The sequence below is a fragment of the Brevibacillus sp. HB1.2 genome (genome assembly GCF_013332495.1).
GTDB lineage: Bacteria > Bacillota > Bacilli > Brevibacillales > Brevibacillaceae > Brevibacillus > Brevibacillus porteri.
Window position 1 is genome coordinate 35,792 of record NZ_JABMIU010000007.1, and the last position, 20,201, is coordinate 55,992.

Below are 20,201 nucleotides of genomic sequence, written 5' to 3' on the forward strand. Positions count from 1 at the left end.
AAACTAACACCTTTCTATCATATCAAAAACAGAAGGCCAACCTGCATACAAAAAGCCTCGAACTGTATCATTCGAGGCTGTGCGAGATTTATTAGAGGAGCGGCTTCTGGATCAACGTGGCGAATTTGAACCGATGGACATGTCCGTCGTTAAACGTGGTCCTCCCACTTACGAAATGAACATGTTTTCCATTTCCAACCGGAATTGCGGGTCCAGTTACAATTCGCACGCGATGGAGATGAGTGAAGAAGTCTGTATTGGACCGAATGACATGAACGTGGCTTTTTCCTCTGGGGATTGCTTGACCAGTGACGCCAGCAAAACGGTGATTGTGTCGATCTGCTCCTTCTTCTGCAAGCTGCGTGCTACCTAAAAACTCATGAACATGTCTCTGAATTCTTGTTGTACGTTTACTTTTTAACTTCCATTTTAATCTTTTTTTATTAGCCATTGTTTTCATCCTTCCATCCCAGGCTTGCTATCACTGTATTCAGTGTGACAAGGAGGCGAACTGGTCAATAGCTTGTTTCCTACGAAAATCCATACTACCCTAACTTAATTCGCGCTTTTTCCTACATAGCTCCCTGCCATGATGATCGAATTCGTGTATCCACCACTTACATTTTCGAAACCTGAGAGCAAGGTTGGGACCCCAACAAATTCAACCGTATCATCTTCATAGACATCTAATGCACCTAAGTAAACAACTTGGTAGCTATCCTCCTCGTCATTGACGACATGCAAGACAGAAATCATCCCGATTTCCGGTATTTCTTCTTCTTCGATGCTCAACACCGTTCCTTTATCTTGAATCATCGAAGCATGATACTTGGAAATGTTTTTATTGATATGTTTCGGTTGCACATTTTGATCGACTAATTGCTGAGCTTCCTTCACTTTGTCCCCAGTTGCCGGAAACAGACGAGCATGCTTTGCCAAAAACGATTTGGATTCCGGTGGAAATTCTTCTCCAGCTTCAAAGCCATTCCCTTCATGTAAGGCGAGTACAGCCATCGAAAAGTACATAGCGACATTATTATTTTCTGATTCCTCAACTGCCTCTGTACCTTCACTCGTGGAAGAAGAGCCTTGTTTGGCTAAATTGGAAAACACGGATGAAGTACTTGAATTCGTTGAACCACATCCTGTAACGAGAATGAATGCGACAAAAATGAATGCATAAGAAAATGAAATTCTCATCTCACTCAACCTTTCCTATTATTTCCTTCCCCTCATTATCTCATGGTATTTCCCTTGCAGGAAGTCCACCCTTTCCTTCCGAATTCTCTCTCTACATGGTAGAAGGAAGGTGAAACAATGAACGCACTCTTAGTGATTGATGTGCAAAACGGAATTGTGAGTTGTGGGGATTACAAAGAGGAACTCTTTTTGATGGAACAGGTGATCAAAGATTTTAAAGAGAGCAATGGTCCTGTCATTTTTGTCCAGCATGTGGATGATGCAGAAGAAAGTCCCCTGAAAAGAGGCTCTATCGGTTCTGAAATACACCCTTCATTAAAAGACTATTCCGACTTCATCATTGAGAAGCAAACCCCTAGTTCTTTCTTCCAAACTGAACTCACACAGACTATAGAAAAGATAGGGGTCGATCATCTTTTTATCATTGGTTTTGAGACGGAATTTTGTTGTATGTTTACGGCGATCACTGCCTATGATCGCGGATATAAAGTGACGTTCATTAAGGACGCAACTGGAACAACCAATACCGCCGAATCATACAGCATGCAAGGATTAGACATTAAACAGTTTGTAGGAACCGTTCTCCGTTGGTCAAGTGTCATTGAAGTAGTAAACTACACCGAGTACACTGAAAAATACAAGTGATGTGAGCAAGTCGTACCTGTTATCCGAGGACTCGCAGATACACGATCCTTTGTAGAACGTTCAGTCATTGCTATATGACAAAAGATGTCATAATGGGCGGTTTATACTGAATCCATCAACGAAACGATTGGAGGATTTCAGTATGATAGGTCTGCGTATTTTTGCAAAATGGGTAATGATCGTAGGGTTGTGATCGGTTTAGGCGAAGTGCTCGGCGGGCTGGGCTTACTGATGAAAAAGTATGCGCGGTACGCCGCCTATACGCTCGCAGTGATTATGCTTGGTGCTACAATCACTCTTCTTTTACACGGTGATATGACTACGGTAGCGATTCCGTTTGTCTTACTCCTTGTTTTCTTGCTTATCGGTCGCCAGAGTGGTAGCAAAAAACAGCCGAATAACGCTACGCCGATTTAATCCGACTGCTCACAAAAAAGGCCGTCAGTTCCCACCCGTAGCTAGGTGAGGATCTGACGGCCTCCCGCTTTTTCTTCAAGCTCGTTCGTTTACAAATGCTTTTTTATAAAGTGTAAGAGGGTCTGACCTTGTGCGGTAAGAATCGCTCCCTTACCCTGGCATTTGGGGCATGATTCCTCTTGCTTGTTTTCATTCACAAGAATCCCCTTACCTTCGCATTCCCAGCAGGATTGCTCTAAGTCATCCATCGAAATCGTCATGAGACAAAACCCTTTCCCTGCTAAAAATAACCGTACCTTGTCCTGATTTTAACACGAATTCGTCATGTTCTGCCAGCAAGTTCACTATCGCGATGGCTGGCTCTTCCTATGTAGTCAAACAATTATTTTTCACATACCCTTCTGCTCGAAATCATAGTAGGTAAAGATAGTAAAAAAGGAGGGATGACATGTGGATCAAGAAAAAGTAACCATCAAGATTAACGACAATGGATCAATTCGTGTGACTGGTGCAGTTGAATTGCTGGATGGAGCAGGCGACAAGTATGAAGTCGGTTCATCTTTTTCACTCTGTAGATGCGGTCAATCCGAGAAGAAACCGTTCTGTGATGGCACGCATAAAAAAGTAGGTTTTGAAAGTGCACCACGGGCAAAAGCATGATTTGAAAGAGCGCAGATGCGCTCTTTTTTCACTTATCGATCACTTATGATGTAAATTTGTTTCCTCATTGGTATAATTTTGAAGAACCACGGCCTTTTTAGGAGCGGTCTTATTTTTCATGATTGTCCAGATTCTCTAACATTCCGCTAGCCAAGTTCTCGTTTTGATTGACGGCGTTTATTTTTTATACCTACAATAATGACATTCCGATCCCATACGCATTGACGAAGAACGATCCTTCGTTCAGTTATGGCTGACAAAGTTAGGAGTTCACAACCATGTATGCACAAACAGTACGTTACGATCAATTTGGCGAACCCCATGAAGTATTGAAGGTTGAACAGCGGCTGATTGAACCTCTGAAGCAAGATGAAATTTTGGTAAAAATGAGCGCACGACCTATTAATCCTTCTGACGTCATTCCGATTCGTGGTGCCTACAAGCATCGCATCAACCTTCCCGCCATTCCTGGGTATGAGGGGGTTGGTACCGTTATGGATACAGGTCCTTTTGCTCCCCGCTCTCTTATCGGGAAACGTGTTCTGCCTTTGCGCGGTGAGGGTACATGGCAAGAATACGTAAAAACGACAGCCGAGCTAGCCATTGCGGTTCCCGATTCGATCCCAGATGATATCGCCTGTCGATTGTACATCAATCCCATCACTGCGTGGGTCATCTGCAATGAGACGCTTCAACTGTCTTCTCATCAGTTTTTGTTAGTCAATGCAGTCAACTCAGCCATTGGCCGCTTATTTATTCAGCTATCCGCTCTTTTTGGTTTTAGAGTGATCGCCATCGTCCGAAACGCAAGATATACCGAGGAGTTGATGCAACTTGGGGCGTGGCATGTCATCGACAGTTCACGTGTGTCTATTTATGATGCCATCATGAGTGTAACGAACGGACAAGGTGCTCATGCGTCTATTGATTCCATTGGCGGTCCAGACGGTTTAGAGCTGGCGAAGTCTACACGTGCTGGCGGAATCTTCTTGTCGTTAGGTCTATTATCAGGAGTTCAAGTGGATTGGTCGATCATTTCGAAAGAGCTTGGCGTTCTCCCTCAACTATTTTTATTGCGCCAATGGAATCAACGTGTTTCCGTGTCTACCTGGCACGAAACGTTTGAGAAAGTCATCGAGCTCGTTCAGAATGGGAAGCTCCTTTTCGCAGAACCTGGAGAGAAATTTGCTTTGCATGATGTTAAAGAAGCAGTGCAATTTGCGGAGAGCCGTCAGCGTACGGGGAAAATCATCTTGGTGTAATTGGTCCTATACGGCTCTCGTTCTGTAGGGATGTACAAGTGGTTTACATAACATGAAGCCAAACATGAGCGTATTCTCGCCCTTTTTGGCTTCGACGAAACATAGGAGGTCCTATGGCTAAACATGAAAAGATGTTTCTTAAAAATTATGAATCAAAAGCCTCTGAATATCTGAACGATAAAGAAAAAGCATCAAATCTCCTAAAAAAAGCAATGAAAAAAGCAGATAAAAAAGCGATCGGAGATGCTTGGGAGAATTTACAGATCCTCTTTCATATTTTCGGTGATTGGACGAGTGGAAAATATCGAACAATCCCTGTTAAATCCATATTGATGATTATTGGCGGGATTTTGTACTTTGTTTCACCCATAGACGCCATCACAGATTTTATTCCTGTTGCTGGTTTACTAGATGACGCGACAATCATTGGATTGGTGTTTCGACAAGTGAGCAGCGACCTTACTCTGTACAAAGAGTGGAAAGAAAAAGATTTTTTACAGGAATAGAGGCACAATCCATTCAATGGATAGTAGGAGAGTCTCTGTTCTCTCCTATTTATTTTCTCTGTATCCTATTAGTAGAGCGAGGTGCTTTGATGACAGCACACGAGTATTTACAGCATACCTTTCCAACGTTAAAGCTAAGACCACCTTTGTTTTACAGCTGGGATATTGGAATCCGCTTTGAACTAGGCGTGAACTATGATTATCATTACGTTTATGAAAATTGCCCCTACTTACAGGGGGTTTATACGCGAGCGATTGCCTTATTTAAGGCTTCACATTCACCTAATGATGACATTTTTATCGTAGTGGATGTAAACGATTTTGGAGACAGTCGGGCCTTTAAGCGTAAATTGAACGCCTTTTCCAAGTATGTGAAGAACAAATCACTTTTGTATAAGCTTAGGCAAAATACCATTCCTTATGTTTTTCCAGAAGACGATGAGAATGAAGTCTATCGAACGCATCGGTTCTTCTTGAAGTGTAAGACATCGGACTTTGCCTATGTTCCCATGCTAAAAGCAATCTGCCGTCAGGATATGGGATTAAAACCACGTATTTTTCATCGCGTCTACTTTATCAATACGAGCAAACATACCATCTTTCACATCTATGACGATCGAGGCTGTGATTTATTAGCCACTTCTCCTGAAACAATCAGAGGGATATATGACAGCTATCCTCATTGGATATTAGATTATGACAGAGCCAAGATCGATCAGGTATTTTTGTAAATGGAATCAGTTACGGCAACACATTTCCGGCAGAGCGATAGATGTCATACCACTCTTCTCGCGTCAAACGAATATGGGTCGCTTTCACGCACTCTTTCATTCGGTCGATATTCGTCGTGCCAATGACAGGTTGCATGTTCGCCGGGTGCCGTAGTAACCAAGCGATGGCGATTGTTGTGTTGGATACTTCATATTTAGCTGCCATTTCATCGATTTTTTTGTTCAACTCAGGAAATTTCTCGTTCCCAAGGAAAGATCCTTCGAAAAATCCATACTGGAACGGCGACCAAGGCTGAATCGTAATATCATGCAGCCTGCAAAAGTCGAGTACACTGCCATCGCGGTTTACAGCCGAGTTGTTCTCCATATTGACGTTGAAGCCTTGCGAAATCATCGTTGCGTTCATCATGCTGAGCTGCAACTGGTTAGCGACGATTGGTTGCTTCACATACTTGTTTAACAGCTGGATCTGCATCGGATTTTGATTGGAGACGCCAAAGTGGCGTACTTTACCCGTGCTTTCCAGAAGATCGAACGCTTCCGCTACTTCTTCCGGCTCGACAAGAGTGTCTGGGCGATGCAACAGCAATACATCTAAATATTCCGTTTTTAGACGTTGTAGAATGCCATCCACAGCATTCAAAATATATTCTTTGGAAAAGTCGAACATGCCGGGCCGAATGCCACATTTCGATTGCAAAAGGATACGCTCACGAACGCTAGGGCTCATCTGAATCGCTTCTGCAAATACTTCCTCACATCTGCCCTTTCCATAAATATCTGCATGGTCGAAGAAATTCGCACCTTCTTCAAGCGCCGTTTGTACGAAGCGCTCCGCTTGCGGCTTGTCTAGTGACCCTATCCTCATGCACCCAATTGCGATGACTGGTACTTCTAACTTGCTCGTGCCGAGTGGTATGGTTCTCATGTCAAACCCCCGATTCTAATAAGTGGGTCGTGCGATAGAGCAAAGAGCCTTCCCCAATTACCTGGAAGGACTCTTGTTTGGTGTAACTTCCCTGTACACCCGTGATTCTTCTATTTTCGGTAGTAATATTTCGCCCATTCGTTGATGATTTGTTTTCTCGTCTTCGCCTTCACCTTAGGGACATCGCTTGTCTCCCAATCTCGAATAGCCTCTCGAAATGACTTGTAAAACCAGAAATCATTAATAATCCATGAGCAAAAAATTTTTCGATACATGCGTCCCGCATGAATGCCAGAGCTGTATCTTCTTACAGCCTTACTTGCTAACCGTTTTGCAAACTTTTTACTTGGTCCAGTCTTGTCCTTTACAACCGGGAACTTCTTATAACTTTTACTCATCACTAACCTCCTTTTTGGGAAGTTAATGACCGTAATTCATCTCCTTCATCGCACACCCTCCTTCGGGTTTATCTACATGAAAATACTCATGAACCACTTAAAAGTTTCGCTTGTTCCATGAAAATAAAGTTTTAGACTAGAAAATAAAGTACTAGACTGATGGTAAATTATTCAACTAATGGGCAAGGCATCTCCATTGTTCATGCAAGTAAACTTACAAAAAAAGGGATTGTTAAATTGTTTGTGGAAATTCACCTAATGAATAATATCTGGAGGAGATAAAATGAGTGACATGGTAATAAATGAAACGAGTCAAAAACTCGACATAGGCGGAGTTAAACTATGTTTTAAATATTATGGTGAAATAAGTGATTTTCCAACGGTGGTTTTTGATTCTGGTTATGGGTGCACATTAAACTACTGGAGTTCCATTAGTACTGAAATTTCAAACCAAACAAGGATGTTCATTTATGATAGAGCAGGTATAGGTGAAAGTGAAAGTGATGAGAGACCTCGACATAGTCAGCAAATCATTGAGAATCTTAGAAGCTTGCTTCAGAAAGCAAACGTGTCCCCCCCTTATGTTTTGGTCGGGCACTCTTTTGGGGGATTGAATGTTCGACTATATGCAAGTACATATCCAGAAGAAGTTGCCGGGGTGATTTTATTAGATCCATCTCATGAAGATCAAAATAGAATCATGGTTCCTTTATTTTCGGAAGAAGTTCAGACAGAGTACTATAGTCAGTTTGTTCTTGAAGGCTCTATTCAAGAAATTGAAGAAAGCTTTGATCAAGCTCGAAAATCTAAATCACTTGGTAACAAGCCGCTCATTGTCGTATCAGGTACATTACAACCTCATCATAATCCTGAATCTATGTCTGCTTGGATCGCATTACATAAAGAGCTTACTAAATTATCAACCCGTAGTAAGCATATAATTGTTGAAAATGCCGGTCATGCAATTCATATTGATCAGCCAAATGTTGTAGTCGATATCGTTAAAGACATGCTACTTTTATGTAAAGCTCAAAGTAATTGAGGTCATTCGTTCATCAGTGTTTTCTTTGATCGGATCAGTCTAAAACTTATTTGAACAAACAAGAAAAGAAAAGCCTTTGTAAGCAAAGGCTTTTCTACCATTTCGTATGGAGCGGGTGATGGGAATCGAACCCACGCCGCAGGCTTGGGAAGCCGGAGTTCTACCATTGAACTACACCCGCATGATGTTATCGCATTCATTCCAACTGCTTCCAATTATATAACTGTCTGAATTGTTTGTCTAGTACATCCAATCGAATGGAACCGTGCCACTCATGTAAGAAAAGACCGCCGGGTATCATCCCCGTACGGTCTTCTCTGCATGCTTTGCCATCAGGCATGCGCAAGTGTTTGCTCCGAAATAATTCGCCCACTCTCCATTTTCACTACCTGATCAGCAAGATGGAAGTAGCGATCGTCGTGTGTGATCGCAATTACACATTTGCCCTGTCTTTTCATTTCTGGCAGCAAGGATTCGTAAAAGAATTGACGATATTCTGGATCTTGGTCAGCAGCCCACTCGTCAAAGAGGAAAATCGGCCGATCTCTGACCAGACTGAGCATTAAGGCAAGACGCTTACGCTGCCCAGTAGACAGCTTCGTCGTGCTAAACGTTCCCGTTTCATCCACTTCTACTTTGTCAGCGATGCGAAGCACCTCTAAATGTTTGCTCACTTCTTCTTGCTTTGCTTGGTAATCGATTCCATACATCTTCTCAAACAGATAGAAATCACTGAAAATCGCGGAGAAGAATTCGCAGCGTTGATCAGCATTCACTTTTTGGCCGTTCATGAAAAACTCGCCCTCATCTTGCTCATACAATCCGGTAATCAGCTTGGCAAACGTTGACTTCCCGCTACCGTTCCCACCAACAATGAAGACGATTTCCCCTTTTTGGCAGGAGAAGTCCAGCGGCCCTACGGAAAACTCTTCGCCCTCTTTGTTTTTGTATCGGAAACGCACCTGTTCAGTTGAAAATGTCTCAAAGTCTTGCGTGTTCCGCTCAGCCAAGCTTTCCTCTTCTCTTCTCGTCTCCACTGATAACGAATCAAGCAGCGCATTCAATCTCTGCCAGCTGATCTTGATCCGAATCAGCTCCGGTACCGCATTCAAAATACCGTGAACGGGCCCTGTCATATACAGGAAGACAAACACATAACTAATCAGCATTTCTTTTTGCAGGGAAGGGAAGAGAACCGGGAATAAAAAGGCAACCGTACCGATTACCACGACGAATAGCAATTCCCCAATCAAATACACGTTCACAAATTTAAATTGGCCCGCTGATTTCTTATGTCGATAGTCAGAGCAGCTTCTTTCCATGTCTTCTTCGAATTCTTTTCGTTGCGCCTGCGTTAGATACAGCTCCTTGAAGCCCCCGATCATATCGGTAATATAGGAGAAAAACACATTTTGGATGTCTCTGGTTTCCTCCCATACTTTGTTTGCAAAGCGACCTGCCAGCGTATACAAGCCTACAGCCACAAAAATGACAGCCAGACAAAACAAAAATCCGTATAGATCCAGCGAGCCTAGATAAATGAAGCAAAACACGAGTGTAACCGCACTAGTTAGTGCCACAACGACACTATTGGCGAACGTACTAATCGTTTCCGTATCATTATTTAACCCCGCATATATTTCACCGTTATCAAGTGTCTCGTACTTTTGATAAGGGGTCCGAAAAATTTTGCGGATCAGTTCCATTCTTTTTTCGTATACGATTTCATTTGTGATCACAATCAATCGGCTACGCATCATTTTCTCCCCGACGATATACAACAAGATACCCAGGAGAAAATACAGGAAAATGGATGCATGAAACTTGTTTGTAGAAGTGAGCGCCAGATTGATCATAAAAATAATCAGCGCATTCCCAAATCCGCTGATCAGCCCCTGTATGACAATAGAGGTCATGGATGTTTCTTGCGATTTCGGGAACAAGCGGGTGAGTGTGATGTAGACATTAAACAGAACGAGTCCTGCCACCAATGCATACATAGCGTAAAAAATGGTGATGGGAAGCCAAACCTCGATGAACGACCATGGTAAGCCCATAAAAAAAACATCTGGCAAGTAGTATAAGGCGGCTGTCAAAACACTTCCCATGACAACAAATGCAACGAAGGATGCCAGACAGATTCGCCCCGCATTCGCGGCGAGTTTTCGTTCGCCTCGATAAGCTTGCACGAAAATCTGCACGATCGCCCCACCAAGTACCAACAAAAGGATACCAAGGATCACGAGAGAAATGCTTGCCATACGATCCGCTTGAAGATTGGTGTCAGACACGATTAAGGGAGCTTCTTTGCCTAGTACGAGATTGACGGCCCCCTCTGCGATAACAGATGCGTTCAACGAGTTGATATTGGTCAAAACGACGGCGCCCAGCTTTTCCTCTGGACGAAATACCATGTACGAAGAAAATGCAGGGTTATTGCCGCCATGCGAAATTTGCCCTCCACCATCCTGATAAATCATCCAGCCTGATGCATACGAAAAACCATCTCCAGCAGGAGCTACCGAACGATCAGGAAGATGGGAAGCACGCACCAGCTCAGGACGAAATGCAGATGCCTCCAACCCCAACTGAATCTGCAACCATCGTTCCATATCGTTTAAATTGGAAACGACATAACCGGCTGGCGTATTTCCACGATATTCCGGTGCATCATACACGCGTGGGGAAAATAGTTCGATTTTGTGCCCTCTTGCCATCTCTGCCACGGGTGCCTGTGCCTTCAAAAAGGTATGGGTTAGCCCCAATTTAGCAATGACTTGTTGCTGCACATACTGTTCATAGGACTGTCCGGTAACTTTCTCGACCACATAGCCCAGGATATCGTAGTTAATGGTGGCGTATTCATACTCGGTCCCCGGCTTGCGAACCAGTTCAGTATCATTGATCGCTCGCACGGTTTCTTCGATTGCATTCTCACTGGAAGAAATAGGGATGGAGCCAATGCTTTCAAAAGGAATCCCGCTGGTATGATACAGCAAATGCTTAATCAGGATCGGTTGCTGTTGTCCTTTATAGGTAACGCGAAACCACGGGATATAGCTCTGAACCGGATCGTCCAGCGAAAGTCGCTTTTGCTCGACAAGCTGGTGAACAGCTAGCGACGTAAAGGCTTTGGAGTTCGATCCGATTTCAAACAATGTGTCAGCAGTAACCCGCTCTTGCTTCTGGGTGTCAGAGAAACCAAACGATTGCTTGTAAATGGTTTTCCCCTCTTTGACAACCACAACAGCTGCACCCGGGATTTTTTCCGACTCCATGGTTTTATTGACTAGCTGTTCGATTGCCGTTGTGATTTCCGTATCCTGTCGAACGCTCGTTTCGGCGTACACGGACATACTGCCGGAAAGTACGAGAACCAGACATATCAGCAAGAATCCTAGTTTTCGTCTCGACTCATCTATGATCTTTTGCAGAATGATCCACTCCTTTTTAGGCACTGCGTCTGTGGGAAAGACCGCAACCAGTACGTGATGTAATTGGGATTGGATAGAAACCGTGGCGAATCAAACTCGCCACGGTTTCCTATTACGCATCGCACATATACACGGGTTTCGAGTAGAGGCGCAAGGTTTCTCTCCATTTTTTAACCAATCGCTCCCACTGTTCTAGCTCGATTTGCTCCTGTTTCAATAGGCTAATCGGGATACACAAGTTTAATAGACGCCCATCTATTTCAAAACGGGTAACACCCGCAGGCAAAACATGCCCTTCCGATACGATACGCTCCAATTCTGCCAGACTGATTGGCGGGAACCGTATCAAGGCGGCTCCTGTTTCCGGCCATTCGAGCATACCTGTGGGCAGACGATGCACCTGGTGGCTATAGTTGTAACTGTCCACTAATTGACGCCATAGCGTCATTCGCCACTCATCATCGTGCCGATTCTCATTTGGATACAGATAGAAGCGTTTCTTGTTCCCTATCTTCATTTCTGCCACAGGCGTTTCTCGTAAACGCTCTGTTTCCCATCGAAACACAGAATCTTGCTCCACTGATTGCAACCATGTAGCGACTGGCACAATATGATCCCACATATCCAAGTGAAAATCCTCATGCTCCACTACCTGTACGGGGATATGTTTGCACCCAAGCGCTTGAAGAGCAAAGGTCCGATGTGCACCATCAATGATCAAATACTGGCCGTTTTGCATGAGAATCGCCAGCGGAGGATGGCGCAAAATACCTTCCTCCTCAATGATCTGTCTGGTCTTGTGTAGTCGCTTGTATTCATGTGACTCGTGCAAACAAATTCGAGATGACTCTACCAGTTTTAGATTTGCCAGCACATCGTACAAAATGGTAACCTCCAGTTAGTCTTGCAAGTGAGTTCCGATCCCCTGCGAGAGTGCTTGTTTGTAATAGTAGCCAGCAATGGCGATATCAAAAATCGCCATCCCCATCGGATTAAACATGATGGGCTCATCTTGTGGAAAGTCTTTCATCTGGTCAAGGCAGACGATATCTGTGATGGATTTGGTATCTTCTTTTTGCAACCCTCTCTCTAGATGCATGATCTCGATGTCCGTGTTCTCACGGCAAACTTCGATCCAGTCGTCTACGATAATGGAGCGGGTATAGTCGAGAATTTTTGGTGTAAAATCGCGTAACGACACATTTAACAACAAGGAATGACGTTTTGGTTGCTTGTCAATAAAACCATGCGGTGATACTGTGCACGTAATGAACACATCTGCTTCGCAGTATGCTTCTTCCCACGTTTGCGCGATAACCGTTTTCTCTTTGATCTCAGCCGGAATATACTCCTGTTGGATACCCGCAATGTCATAGAGAACCACCTTGGCGATCTTCTCTCCTAATAAGGCCGTTACCATTTGCAGATGAAGTCTGCCAATCGGACCAAATCCGATAATTCCGACCGTTACATTTTGCAGGGGGCGTACTTGTTCGTAATGCTTGAGGAGAAGACCGGAAACAGAAGCAGTTCGAATGCCGCTGACCAGAGCCGTATTAATCGTTGCCACAGGCTTACCCGTTCTGGCTTCGTTCAGGATGGTAATCGAATGCGCGCGTTGGATACCCTCTTGGAGGTTTTTCGGGAAACTGGCAATCCACTTGATTCCCGCCATGTAGGTATCTCCGCCTACAAATGCTGGCATGGCAATAATGCGGTTTGACATGTCATGATATCGCAAATAAGGTTTAATCGGCTGCGCATAATCTTCCTTTTGTAAGGCATGCACAGCATGTTCAATTACATCAATGGTTTCCTTCCAATTCTTGCCGATCTTTTCGATATCACTCGTGTTTAGATATAACACCGTGCATCCCACCCTGCTTATCGTAGTAGATTTGATTAGACACTGCTTAATTGCCAACGAAAGAATGCTTTTGCTGGTGTAACCACTGAACCCATTCCTGGTTGTATACGGTATTGACATAGGGCATACCGCCGTCTGGGCATAAAAAGACAACATTTGGCTTGGCTACGTGCTTTTGATCTTTGAAATACTTTTCAATCGCCCAGTAGGAAGTCCCAGAAGATCCTCCAGCAAAAATGCCATGCTCAGCGTACAGCTGATAGCAAGCCTTGACTGTGTCCTCCTCCGAAACATGGACGACCTCATCAATAATCGCGCCCTTAAGTATGTCAGGCCGCATGCTCGATCCAATTCCCGGGATGTATCGTTTTTGCGGCTCTTGTCCAAAGATAACGGATCCTTCTGTATCGACAGCAATGATTTTGATGTCTGGAAAACGTTCCTTCAATCGCTGCGAAATTCCAGTAATCGTGCCCCCAGAGCTAACGCCGATAAAAGCATAGTCCAATGTCTCAAAGCTGTCTGCGATCTCGGCTCCCAGTCCGTAGTAATGGGCTCGAGCGCTATCCGGATTTCCGTACTGATTGGTCCAAAACGAGTTATTCGTCTCATTCAGCAGGCGATTGACCGTTTGGATGCGCGTTAGGAGAAATCCTCCTGTCTCGTCACGGTCCGTTACTTTTACGACCTCATGGGAAAATGCCCTGAGCAAGTTCTCGTAGACGGGATTGATGTTTGGATCGATGACTGGAATAAATTTAATTCCGAGTCGCTTGCACAAAGTCGCCAAAGCGATAGCAAAATTTCCCGAAGAAGATTCGATTACAGTAGTTTCCTGCGTGATCTCTCCTCTTTTGATCGCCTCCTGTAATATGTAAAAGGCCGGCCTCACTTTTACACTTCCCATGAGGTTGTTGTATTCCAGCTTGCAAAACAGATTGATGTGCTCATGCTCAAGTTTGTTTAAAGGCGTATTGCCAATCATGTGACTTATGGCCATCATTTTTGTTAGCATATTGAGCCCTCACTCCCGATTTTTCCCGTCTTCGTCCGATCGACTATATACATCTTGGCCCTTCGATCAGGCAGATTTTTCATCCATTTTTTGCTGGATGTAACCTGCCAACGTTTTCATATCTTGAAAGTTTTCCAGATGGAGCATGTCATCATCGAATTCAATGCCAAACTCCTTTTCAACCTTTACGACCGACTTGATAAAGGTCAAGGAATCAATGTACTCCGTAAGTTCTCCGCTTTCGTTCACGTACTCAGAAAACAACCGGAGGAGCGTCTCGTATACTTCGTTTTCCCTTTCCATAGGAGTCCCTCCAAGTGGTAGATGCTTACACAACAACGCCAACTCGTTCCAGTACTTCTCTTGTTTTAACGACCGCTTCATATTCCTGTGTTTGTATGCTGCTGATTTTTTGGAGAACGCGATGAACCATGTCACTGCGATTACTGTCAAAAGCCTTAAGAATCATATTGGTCGTAATTTTCCATTGATGCCCGATACTGCGATACTGCTCGGCAAGATCTGCAAAGTTTTCGTACTTCTCACTGATCGCCTGCAGGACATTGGCATACATCGCTCGTGTTTGGGCCATGCTGATCAAGCTGTGGTTAAGGATATCGAGATGATCGTCTGTAATCTCCACTCCGCTAGCGAGAAAAGCCTCTACGTCTTTGAGAAAAGGATCAAGCGATTTCAACCCAACCTCGACGTTGACATCGTCGGGTACATCCAACTCCCGCTTGATTTGACTTACTTCGCAACGACCCTCTAGTACGCTGAGATTGCTCCTGACTGCTTCTATCAACTGATCGGGCGTCGGATACAGGGAATCGGAAAGTACCAATTCAAATGAACGATTGTGGAGTGGATACCATTCACCTGTACCTGCATCCCGATAGGAAGAGTTACTAGCCTGTAAAAATTGCTCGATGGGCAACAGTCCTTTGTAGCGGTAGTAATCATCGACGATCAGAAGCTGGTTATCTTCTCTTCCTGTGACAATGATGCTATGCATTTCTGGCAGGTCCTGATAATAAGGGTTGTACGGGAGTTCTGCCATATTGCAGAGGACGATTGTCGGTACCTCCCGTTCCAAACGATCTTGTATATTTGCCAAAAATAGGTCGTCTTCTGGTTCAGCCCGTCCTTCTACGCGGATATTGTGAATCCACTTCAACTCATCGACTGTTCTCATGTATTGACCATTTATATCTCCATAAGGCGAATCCTGCGTTTTAAGATAGATGGCACCGCACTGCTTCCATGCTGTTTCCAAGGCGGAAAAGTTCAGGTATTTCAGAACTGTGTAGATAGAAGCACCGATGCAATCCAGGTTCGGATGCTTGCTCGGTTGAATCTCGGTGAGTGACATGAGCACTCTCCTTCCTGTCTATCGTAATGGTAAACACATGCGACTATCGGATATCCGAATCACGTTCTCGCAAGGCAAATACTTGTTGCAAAAATTGACTAGTGAGAGACCTCACCTTATCGACAGCAGCTTCCATATCGGATCGCTTCAACATTTTTTCTTTGTATAAGCTAAGAGCATAGCGGTTCACCACGTGATTGGATGCCTGCAAAATCTCCTCCGCCATTTCGCGTACAGACTGATCCGCCTGTGGTATGTACCAATCCACTAATGTTTCCATCCACAGTTCTTTCCCGCCTAATTGAACGTAGAGCTCGTTTAAATTGGCTTCATGAAAATAGTTGTCTGGCTGCTCCGTTAGTGACAGCAACAGCGTAAGCTCACGGCCAACTTGCTGTTTACTCTCAACCACTTTTAGTAAACACAGCAACTCCTGTTCCGCGCTGGTACGTAAGATTGCTTCGTCATCTGTAACGCGATCGAGCACCATGATCAGCCGGGATTGCGGCTCTAAATTCGCATAAATCTCCTCAAGCGTTTGATACGTGGTGGAAAATTTATCGTACTGGATTCGTTGAGCCTGCCCGCGAGTCAAATGATTGTGATTGATGATCGTATAAACCTGCTTGTCATGGTCATAGCCAGTGATAACGGTGAGATGATCGGTATGTTCCTTCTGGTATTGCGGCGTGTAAAAGGTGTAGTACTCGTCAAACGCAACCATTACGGGCTTGCCTTGATCCAACTGGTGAATGATCGACTCATGCAATTCATCCAGACGAGCGACAGGTACGAGTTTGACTCGATAACCAAATTTGTAAAGCATCTCCTCATCCGACAAATATCCCATAACCTCAGCATGCTCCCGATACGAATAGGGGTACCCCTCAGCATCAAGCTGATAGCCGCGCTTCAACCCGAGAAAAAGCTTAAAATACGGAATCAGATGGGCATCCTGCTCCTCCATTAATAAAGTGAGACCGCGATCATAACAATTCCATTGACGCCAGGATAAATGACTGACATCGGCATACGAGCTGCGTTTGATTTGCGTACCATGCAATGATTTTGTGTTTCGTTGTTGAACAGTTTGGACGGCAGTAGCAGCTGCCTCTGCTTTCGCAACCTGTTCAACTTCATGCCCAGCAGCATCAAGATAGGCAGCAAAATCGGAAATCGTCAAATGGGTAAGCAGGTCTTGTACTTCTACTTCTCGGTTCATCCGCTTTGAGATTTCGCTGATCATTCTAATCGCGATGATCGAGTCCCCGCCCAGCTCGTAAAAATTGTCATGGACGTCTACTTCTTCAAGCCCCAGAACATATCCCCAAATGTTAGCCAGCTCTTGCTCTAAAACGGTGAAGGTATCCTGTTTTCTCCCACGTACCACCACGTTTGGCAGCTTCGCTTCTCCAGATATTTGCGGTGCAACATTGTCTTTTTCTCTCCCGGCATCCTTGTCAAGAGAATGAAGGGAAGAGATGTCCAGCCAACAACGCTTACGCTCAAACGGATAAACAGGGAGGTGCACGCGGCGCGGCTTTTTAAACGTATACATGGCACTCCAGCGTACATCTGCCCCACTCACATACAATTCGCCGAGCTCTTTCAGATCAGATAACTCTTTGCTTTGCGCCAATAAAAGCTTTTGCAAAAGTGCATTAGATGCCTTATTCATCGCTTGTTGTTCTGCCTCAGTCAGTATCCCAGGCTCTCTATCCGCTTTTTCCTGCGAGATTACCTTGTGCCAGCCAAAGAAAATATCTGGTTCAGAAAGTGTTGTCCAGTCGCTCGCGCACAACTTAGAGATTTTTGCAAAAAAATCATCCATGTCCCTGCAAATCAGCAGCAAACGGTAGCCGTAGTGACTACGGCCCGTATTTGCCGTAAAGCTGAGACTTTCCAATGTCGGCAATTCCTCCACAGGCTTGCTGGTCCACTTCTGAAAGCGGAGCAACAGGTTGAGCAAGCTCTCCTTGCTTTTAGCGGATAAAGCGATTGCCTGAAACCCTTCGTCTTGCTTGAGAGGCTGAATGAATGGTGCTTCCTCTACTACGAGGTGCACATTCGTTCCACTCATCCCAAACGAACTGATTCCAGCCCGTCGCACGCTTTGCTCTGGTTCCCACTCTGTTAATGTGTCATGGATGTAAATGGGAGATTGTTCAAAAGGAATCATCCGATTCGCGCGCTGAAAGTGCAAATGCGGAGGTATCTGCTTTTGTTTCAGAGACAGGATCACCTTGAAAAGACCAGCCATACCTGCTACGTGGTCGGTGTGACCGATGTTCGTCTTTACCGAGCCGATCCCGCAAAATTGGCGACGGTTTGTGTAGGGGCGAAACGCTCTCTCCAACCCGTCCATCTCCATAGGATCACCCAGCTTAGTGCCTATGCTGTGCACCTCGATATAGGAAAGGGTTTCGGGGTCTATCTGCGCGTCTTTCCATGCCTGCTGAATCACTTCGGCTTGTGCCAATGAATTAGGCGCCGTAAGCCCGAAAGAATGACCGTCTTGATTGGCGGCGCTTCCCTTGATCACGGCATAAATCGAATCCCCGTCTGCAAGAGCCTTTGTCAACGGTTTTAGCAAAACGGCGCCAACGCCTTCACCGACACCCGTACCGTCTGAATCATTGTCAAAAGGGCGAGTACGCCCAGATTGCGATAATATTCCCAAATCATTGCTTCCATCTTGTAAAGACAGCAAGATGAGCTTGACACCGCCGGCCAGCGCCATCTCACATTCTCCTCGACGAATTGCTTGGCATGCCAGATGAACAGCCATCAACGATGAGGAGCAGGACGTATCCACAAGCATGCTCGGACCTTTGAGATCCAACAGGTAGGAGATGCGAGAAGCGATGACCGATTTCATATTGCCAATGATTGAGGTGGACAGCGCATCTGGTTCCAGCTCTCGAATCATTCGTCTATACTCTTCACCAAAATCACTGCTAAACCCCAGATATACACCTGTACGGCTACCAGCGAGCATCGTTCCACCATACCCCGCGTCCTCAATCGCCTCCCAGCATGTCAGCAAAAATAAGCGCTGGTTCGGGTCCATCTGGCTGGCTTCCTTCGGAGAAAGACCGAAGAATTGCGGATCGAATTTATCAATTTCATTCAGGTAGGCAGCTTCTCGAAATTGAATTTGTTCCATCGTCAAGCCTTTGGCGAGTAACAAAGGAATCAAATCGTTCTGGCGCTCTCTGGGCAGCTCTCGCACACAATCTTGACCAGCTTGCAACAGACGCCAAAAGTCTGCCGGGTTTTCTGCGCTTCCGAATCGGCAAGCAGCACCAATCACCGCAATATCGTGTGAATTGGGTTTGCTGTCTGTTGAATGAGCATCCGTCTGCTGTTTATTCAGTTTGACTCGGTTCAGTCCTAATGGCTTGCTCACTGCATTCTTCCTCCTTGGTTCCTCTGCTCACCTGGTTTGGCTTAGCTAGCTTGCCATTCGTTGCCGATCTCAGGAAATCGCTGTTGCAAGTCCGATTTGCTGGTCAGCTGATCAAAGCGCATGGCTTGTTCCGCGTCAGGAGCTTTTTTTGTTTGGAAGATCAAACGAAGCAGAGAAAAAGCTTCGCGTACATCTCCATAGCCCCCCTCTTTTTCTCCATGTTCCAGCTGTTGTCTCAGTTGTTGTAGCGCTTGATAGGGAGCGATCACCCCTTGCTGGTACGCTTCTTCATCAAGACCGCGATTTTTCGTGCAAACAGCAATCGCAATGCAAGAATCGACCAGTTGGGCAATTGCTGCTTGATTACGCGCTTTGGCATCCTGAAGCTCTTGCTGATAACGATTGATCTCCCCCTGCTTGTCAAAGGCAAAGGCGCGAAGGGGATATCCTTTGGCCAAATTTGTCAGTACATTTTTAGGGCCGAGCTCAATTACGGTATTCGCTCCCTGTTTTACCAAGTAATCCATCGTAGATTGCCAGCGAACAGGGCTGGTTGTCTGTGCTGTGAGCAAATCGACAAGTTGATCAGCATGGACATAGGGTTGTGCTGTTACATTGGAAATCACAGGCCATTTAGGATCGCAATACGTGTATCGCTTCAGTTCTTCATGTAATTGTTCAGCTGCTTGCACCATGAGTGGTGAATGGAAAGGCGCACTCACCTTGAGGCTGACTACGGAAGTCGATCCATGCTGCTTGCACGCTTCTTCTACTTGCCGCACCGCATGTGCATGTCCGGAGATGACGATTTGATCAGCGGAGTTATGGTTGGCGACCACGACGATCGCATCGTCACGAGAATGTTCCCGACAAATCTCCTCGACAAGTTGAACATTCAACCCAAAGATTGCTGACATCGCTCCGACACCCTGCGGTGTGGCCGCCTGCATGAACTGACCGCGGCGATAGACAAGGCGGACGGCATCTGCAAACTGGATGGCACCGGCACAAGTCAGGGCCGTAAACTCGCCCAGACTGTGTCCAGCCACCCACTTCGGTTCGATGTTCATTTCCTCTGAATAAACGCGGAAGGCTGCGACACTTGCCGTCAAGATTGCTGGCTGTGCATGCTCTGTTTTGGTCAGTTCTTGTACATCCCCTGCAAAACAAAGGGTTTGCAGGTTAAATCCAAGCGCATCACTTGCTTCTTCAAAGGTGCGAGCGGCAATGGGATGGGCCTCACATAATGCTTGGCCCATTCCAACATATTGCGAACCTTGTCCAGGGAATAAGAGTGCGATTTTGTCCATTTTTG

20 protein-coding genes and 1 tRNA gene are annotated in these 20,201 nt (G+C 45.3%); 7 read left to right on the forward strand and 14 right to left on the reverse strand.

Annotated elements, in window-relative coordinates:
- Positions 1-91 precede the first annotated feature (91 nt).
- Together HPY28_RS17380 and HPY28_RS17385 are read right to left on the reverse strand one after the other, a co-directional pair.
- Entirely contained in the window at positions 92-451 is a 360-nt protein-coding gene (locus HPY28_RS17380; protein ID WP_017249043.1) for a YmaF family protein, read from the reverse strand.
- 104 nt (positions 452-555) lie between these two features.
- Entirely contained in the window at positions 556-1,200 is a 645-nt protein-coding gene (locus HPY28_RS17385; protein ID WP_017249044.1) for a hypothetical protein, read from the reverse strand.
- Between the two features lie 117 nt (positions 1,201-1,317).
- Between HPY28_RS17385 and HPY28_RS17390 the strand changes: the two genes are divergently transcribed.
- Both HPY28_RS17390 and HPY28_RS17395 read left to right on the forward strand, forming a co-directional pair.
- Positions 1,318-1,845, forward strand: a complete 528-nt coding sequence (locus HPY28_RS17390; protein ID WP_174231040.1) for an isochorismatase family protein — start codon at positions 1,318-1,320, stop codon at positions 1,843-1,845.
- A 189-nt stretch (positions 1,846-2,034) separates the two neighbouring features.
- Positions 2,035-2,262 (forward strand): DoxX family membrane protein, encoded by a 228-nt coding sequence (locus HPY28_RS17395; RefSeq protein ID WP_371813493.1) that lies wholly within the window; start codon positions 2,035-2,037, stop codon positions 2,260-2,262.
- A gap of 89 nt (positions 2,263-2,351) precedes the next feature.
- Here HPY28_RS17395 and HPY28_RS17400 read toward each other — a convergent pair whose 3' ends face one another.
- Complete coding sequence (locus HPY28_RS17400; protein ID WP_069844814.1) at positions 2,352-2,522, reverse strand: tryptophan RNA-binding attenuation protein; 171 nt, start codon at positions 2,520-2,522, stop codon at positions 2,352-2,354.
- A 190-nt stretch (positions 2,523-2,712) separates the two neighbouring features.
- On the opposite strand from HPY28_RS17400, the gene HPY28_RS17405 reads away from it, so the two are divergent.
- From HPY28_RS17405 to HPY28_RS17420, 4 genes are all read left to right on the forward strand, one after another.
- The gene (locus tag HPY28_RS17405; protein WP_069844813.1) at positions 2,713-2,922 is read left to right on the forward strand and encodes a CDGSH iron-sulfur domain-containing protein; all 210 of its coding nucleotides are present in this window, start codon (positions 2,713-2,715) and stop codon (positions 2,920-2,922) included.
- Between the two features lie 278 nt (positions 2,923-3,200).
- Entirely contained in the window at positions 3,201-4,184 is a 984-nt protein-coding gene (locus HPY28_RS17410) for a zinc-dependent alcohol dehydrogenase family protein (protein ID WP_017249054.1), read from the forward strand.
- Positions 4,185-4,297: 113 nt separating this feature from the next.
- Entirely contained in the window at positions 4,298-4,690 is a 393-nt protein-coding gene (locus tag HPY28_RS17415) for a YkvA family protein (protein ID WP_174231041.1), read from the forward strand.
- Positions 4,691-4,779: 89 nt separating this feature from the next.
- Positions 4,780-5,421 carry a DUF3885 domain-containing protein gene (locus HPY28_RS17420; protein ID WP_174231042.1) on the forward strand — a complete coding sequence of 214 codons (642 nt, stop codon included), beginning with the start codon at positions 4,780-4,782 and terminating at the stop codon, positions 5,419-5,421.
- 10 nt (positions 5,422-5,431) lie between these two features.
- On the opposite strand, the gene HPY28_RS17425 is transcribed toward HPY28_RS17420, so the two are convergent.
- Both HPY28_RS17425 and HPY28_RS17430 read right to left on the reverse strand, forming a co-directional pair.
- Positions 5,432-6,349: an aldo/keto reductase gene (locus tag HPY28_RS17425; protein WP_174224143.1), complete on the reverse strand. Its 918-nt coding sequence runs from the start codon at positions 6,347-6,349 to the stop codon at positions 5,432-5,434.
- Between the two features lie 110 nt (positions 6,350-6,459).
- Positions 6,460-6,747: a hypothetical protein gene (locus HPY28_RS17430; protein ID WP_017249057.1), complete on the reverse strand. Its 288-nt coding sequence runs from the start codon at positions 6,745-6,747 to the stop codon at positions 6,460-6,462.
- Positions 6,748-7,030: 283 nt separating this feature from the next.
- Here HPY28_RS17430 and HPY28_RS17435 point away from each other — a divergent pair, with 283 nt between their 5' ends.
- Positions 7,031-7,789 (forward strand): alpha/beta fold hydrolase, encoded by a 759-nt coding sequence (locus tag HPY28_RS17435; protein ID WP_174231043.1) that lies wholly within the window; start codon positions 7,031-7,033, stop codon positions 7,787-7,789.
- 107 nt (positions 7,790-7,896) lie between these two features.
- Here HPY28_RS17435 and HPY28_RS17440 read toward each other — a convergent pair.
- The 9 genes from HPY28_RS17440 to fabD form a co-directional block, all read right to left on the reverse strand.
- Positions 7,897-7,970, reverse strand: a tRNA-Gly gene (locus HPY28_RS17440).
- Between the two features lie 151 nt (positions 7,971-8,121).
- Positions 8,122-11,181, reverse strand: coding sequence for a cyclic peptide edeine export ABC transporter EdeA (edeA, locus tag HPY28_RS17445; protein ID WP_174231044.1), 3,060 nt, complete (start codon positions 11,179-11,181; stop codon positions 8,122-8,124).
- A 154-nt stretch (positions 11,182-11,335) separates the two neighbouring features.
- Positions 11,336-12,097: a ParB N-terminal domain-containing protein gene (locus HPY28_RS17450; RefSeq protein ID WP_244521691.1), complete on the reverse strand. Its 762-nt coding sequence runs from the start codon at positions 12,095-12,097 to the stop codon at positions 11,336-11,338.
- A gap of 24 nt (positions 12,098-12,121) precedes the next feature.
- A complete protein-coding gene (sbnB, locus tag HPY28_RS17455) occupies positions 12,122-13,090 on the reverse strand; it encodes a 2,3-diaminopropionate biosynthesis protein SbnB (protein WP_017249061.1) in 969 nt (322 codons plus the stop codon).
- 46 nt (positions 13,091-13,136) lie between these two features.
- Positions 13,137-14,105, reverse strand: a complete 969-nt coding sequence (gene sbnA, locus HPY28_RS17460; protein WP_173623569.1) for a 2,3-diaminopropionate biosynthesis protein SbnA — start codon at positions 14,103-14,105, stop codon at positions 13,137-13,139.
- 66 nt (positions 14,106-14,171) lie between these two features.
- A complete protein-coding gene (locus HPY28_RS17465; protein WP_017249063.1) occupies positions 14,172-14,408 on the reverse strand; it encodes a phosphopantetheine-binding protein in 237 nt (78 codons plus the stop codon).
- A 25-nt stretch (positions 14,409-14,433) separates the two neighbouring features.
- Complete coding sequence (locus HPY28_RS17470) at positions 14,434-15,477, reverse strand: BtrH N-terminal domain-containing protein (protein WP_174231045.1); 1,044 nt, start codon at positions 15,475-15,477, stop codon at positions 14,434-14,436.
- A 43-nt stretch (positions 15,478-15,520) separates the two neighbouring features.
- Positions 15,521-18,886, reverse strand: a complete 3,366-nt coding sequence (gene edeG / locus HPY28_RS17475) for an edeine polyketide synthase EdeG (protein ID WP_174231046.1) — start codon at positions 18,884-18,886, stop codon at positions 15,521-15,523.
- Between the two features lie 41 nt (positions 18,887-18,927).
- Complete coding sequence (fabD, locus tag HPY28_RS17480) at positions 18,928-20,196, reverse strand: ACP S-malonyltransferase (RefSeq protein WP_174231047.1); 1,269 nt, start codon at positions 20,194-20,196, stop codon at positions 18,928-18,930.
- Positions 20,197-20,201: the final 5 nt, after the last annotated feature.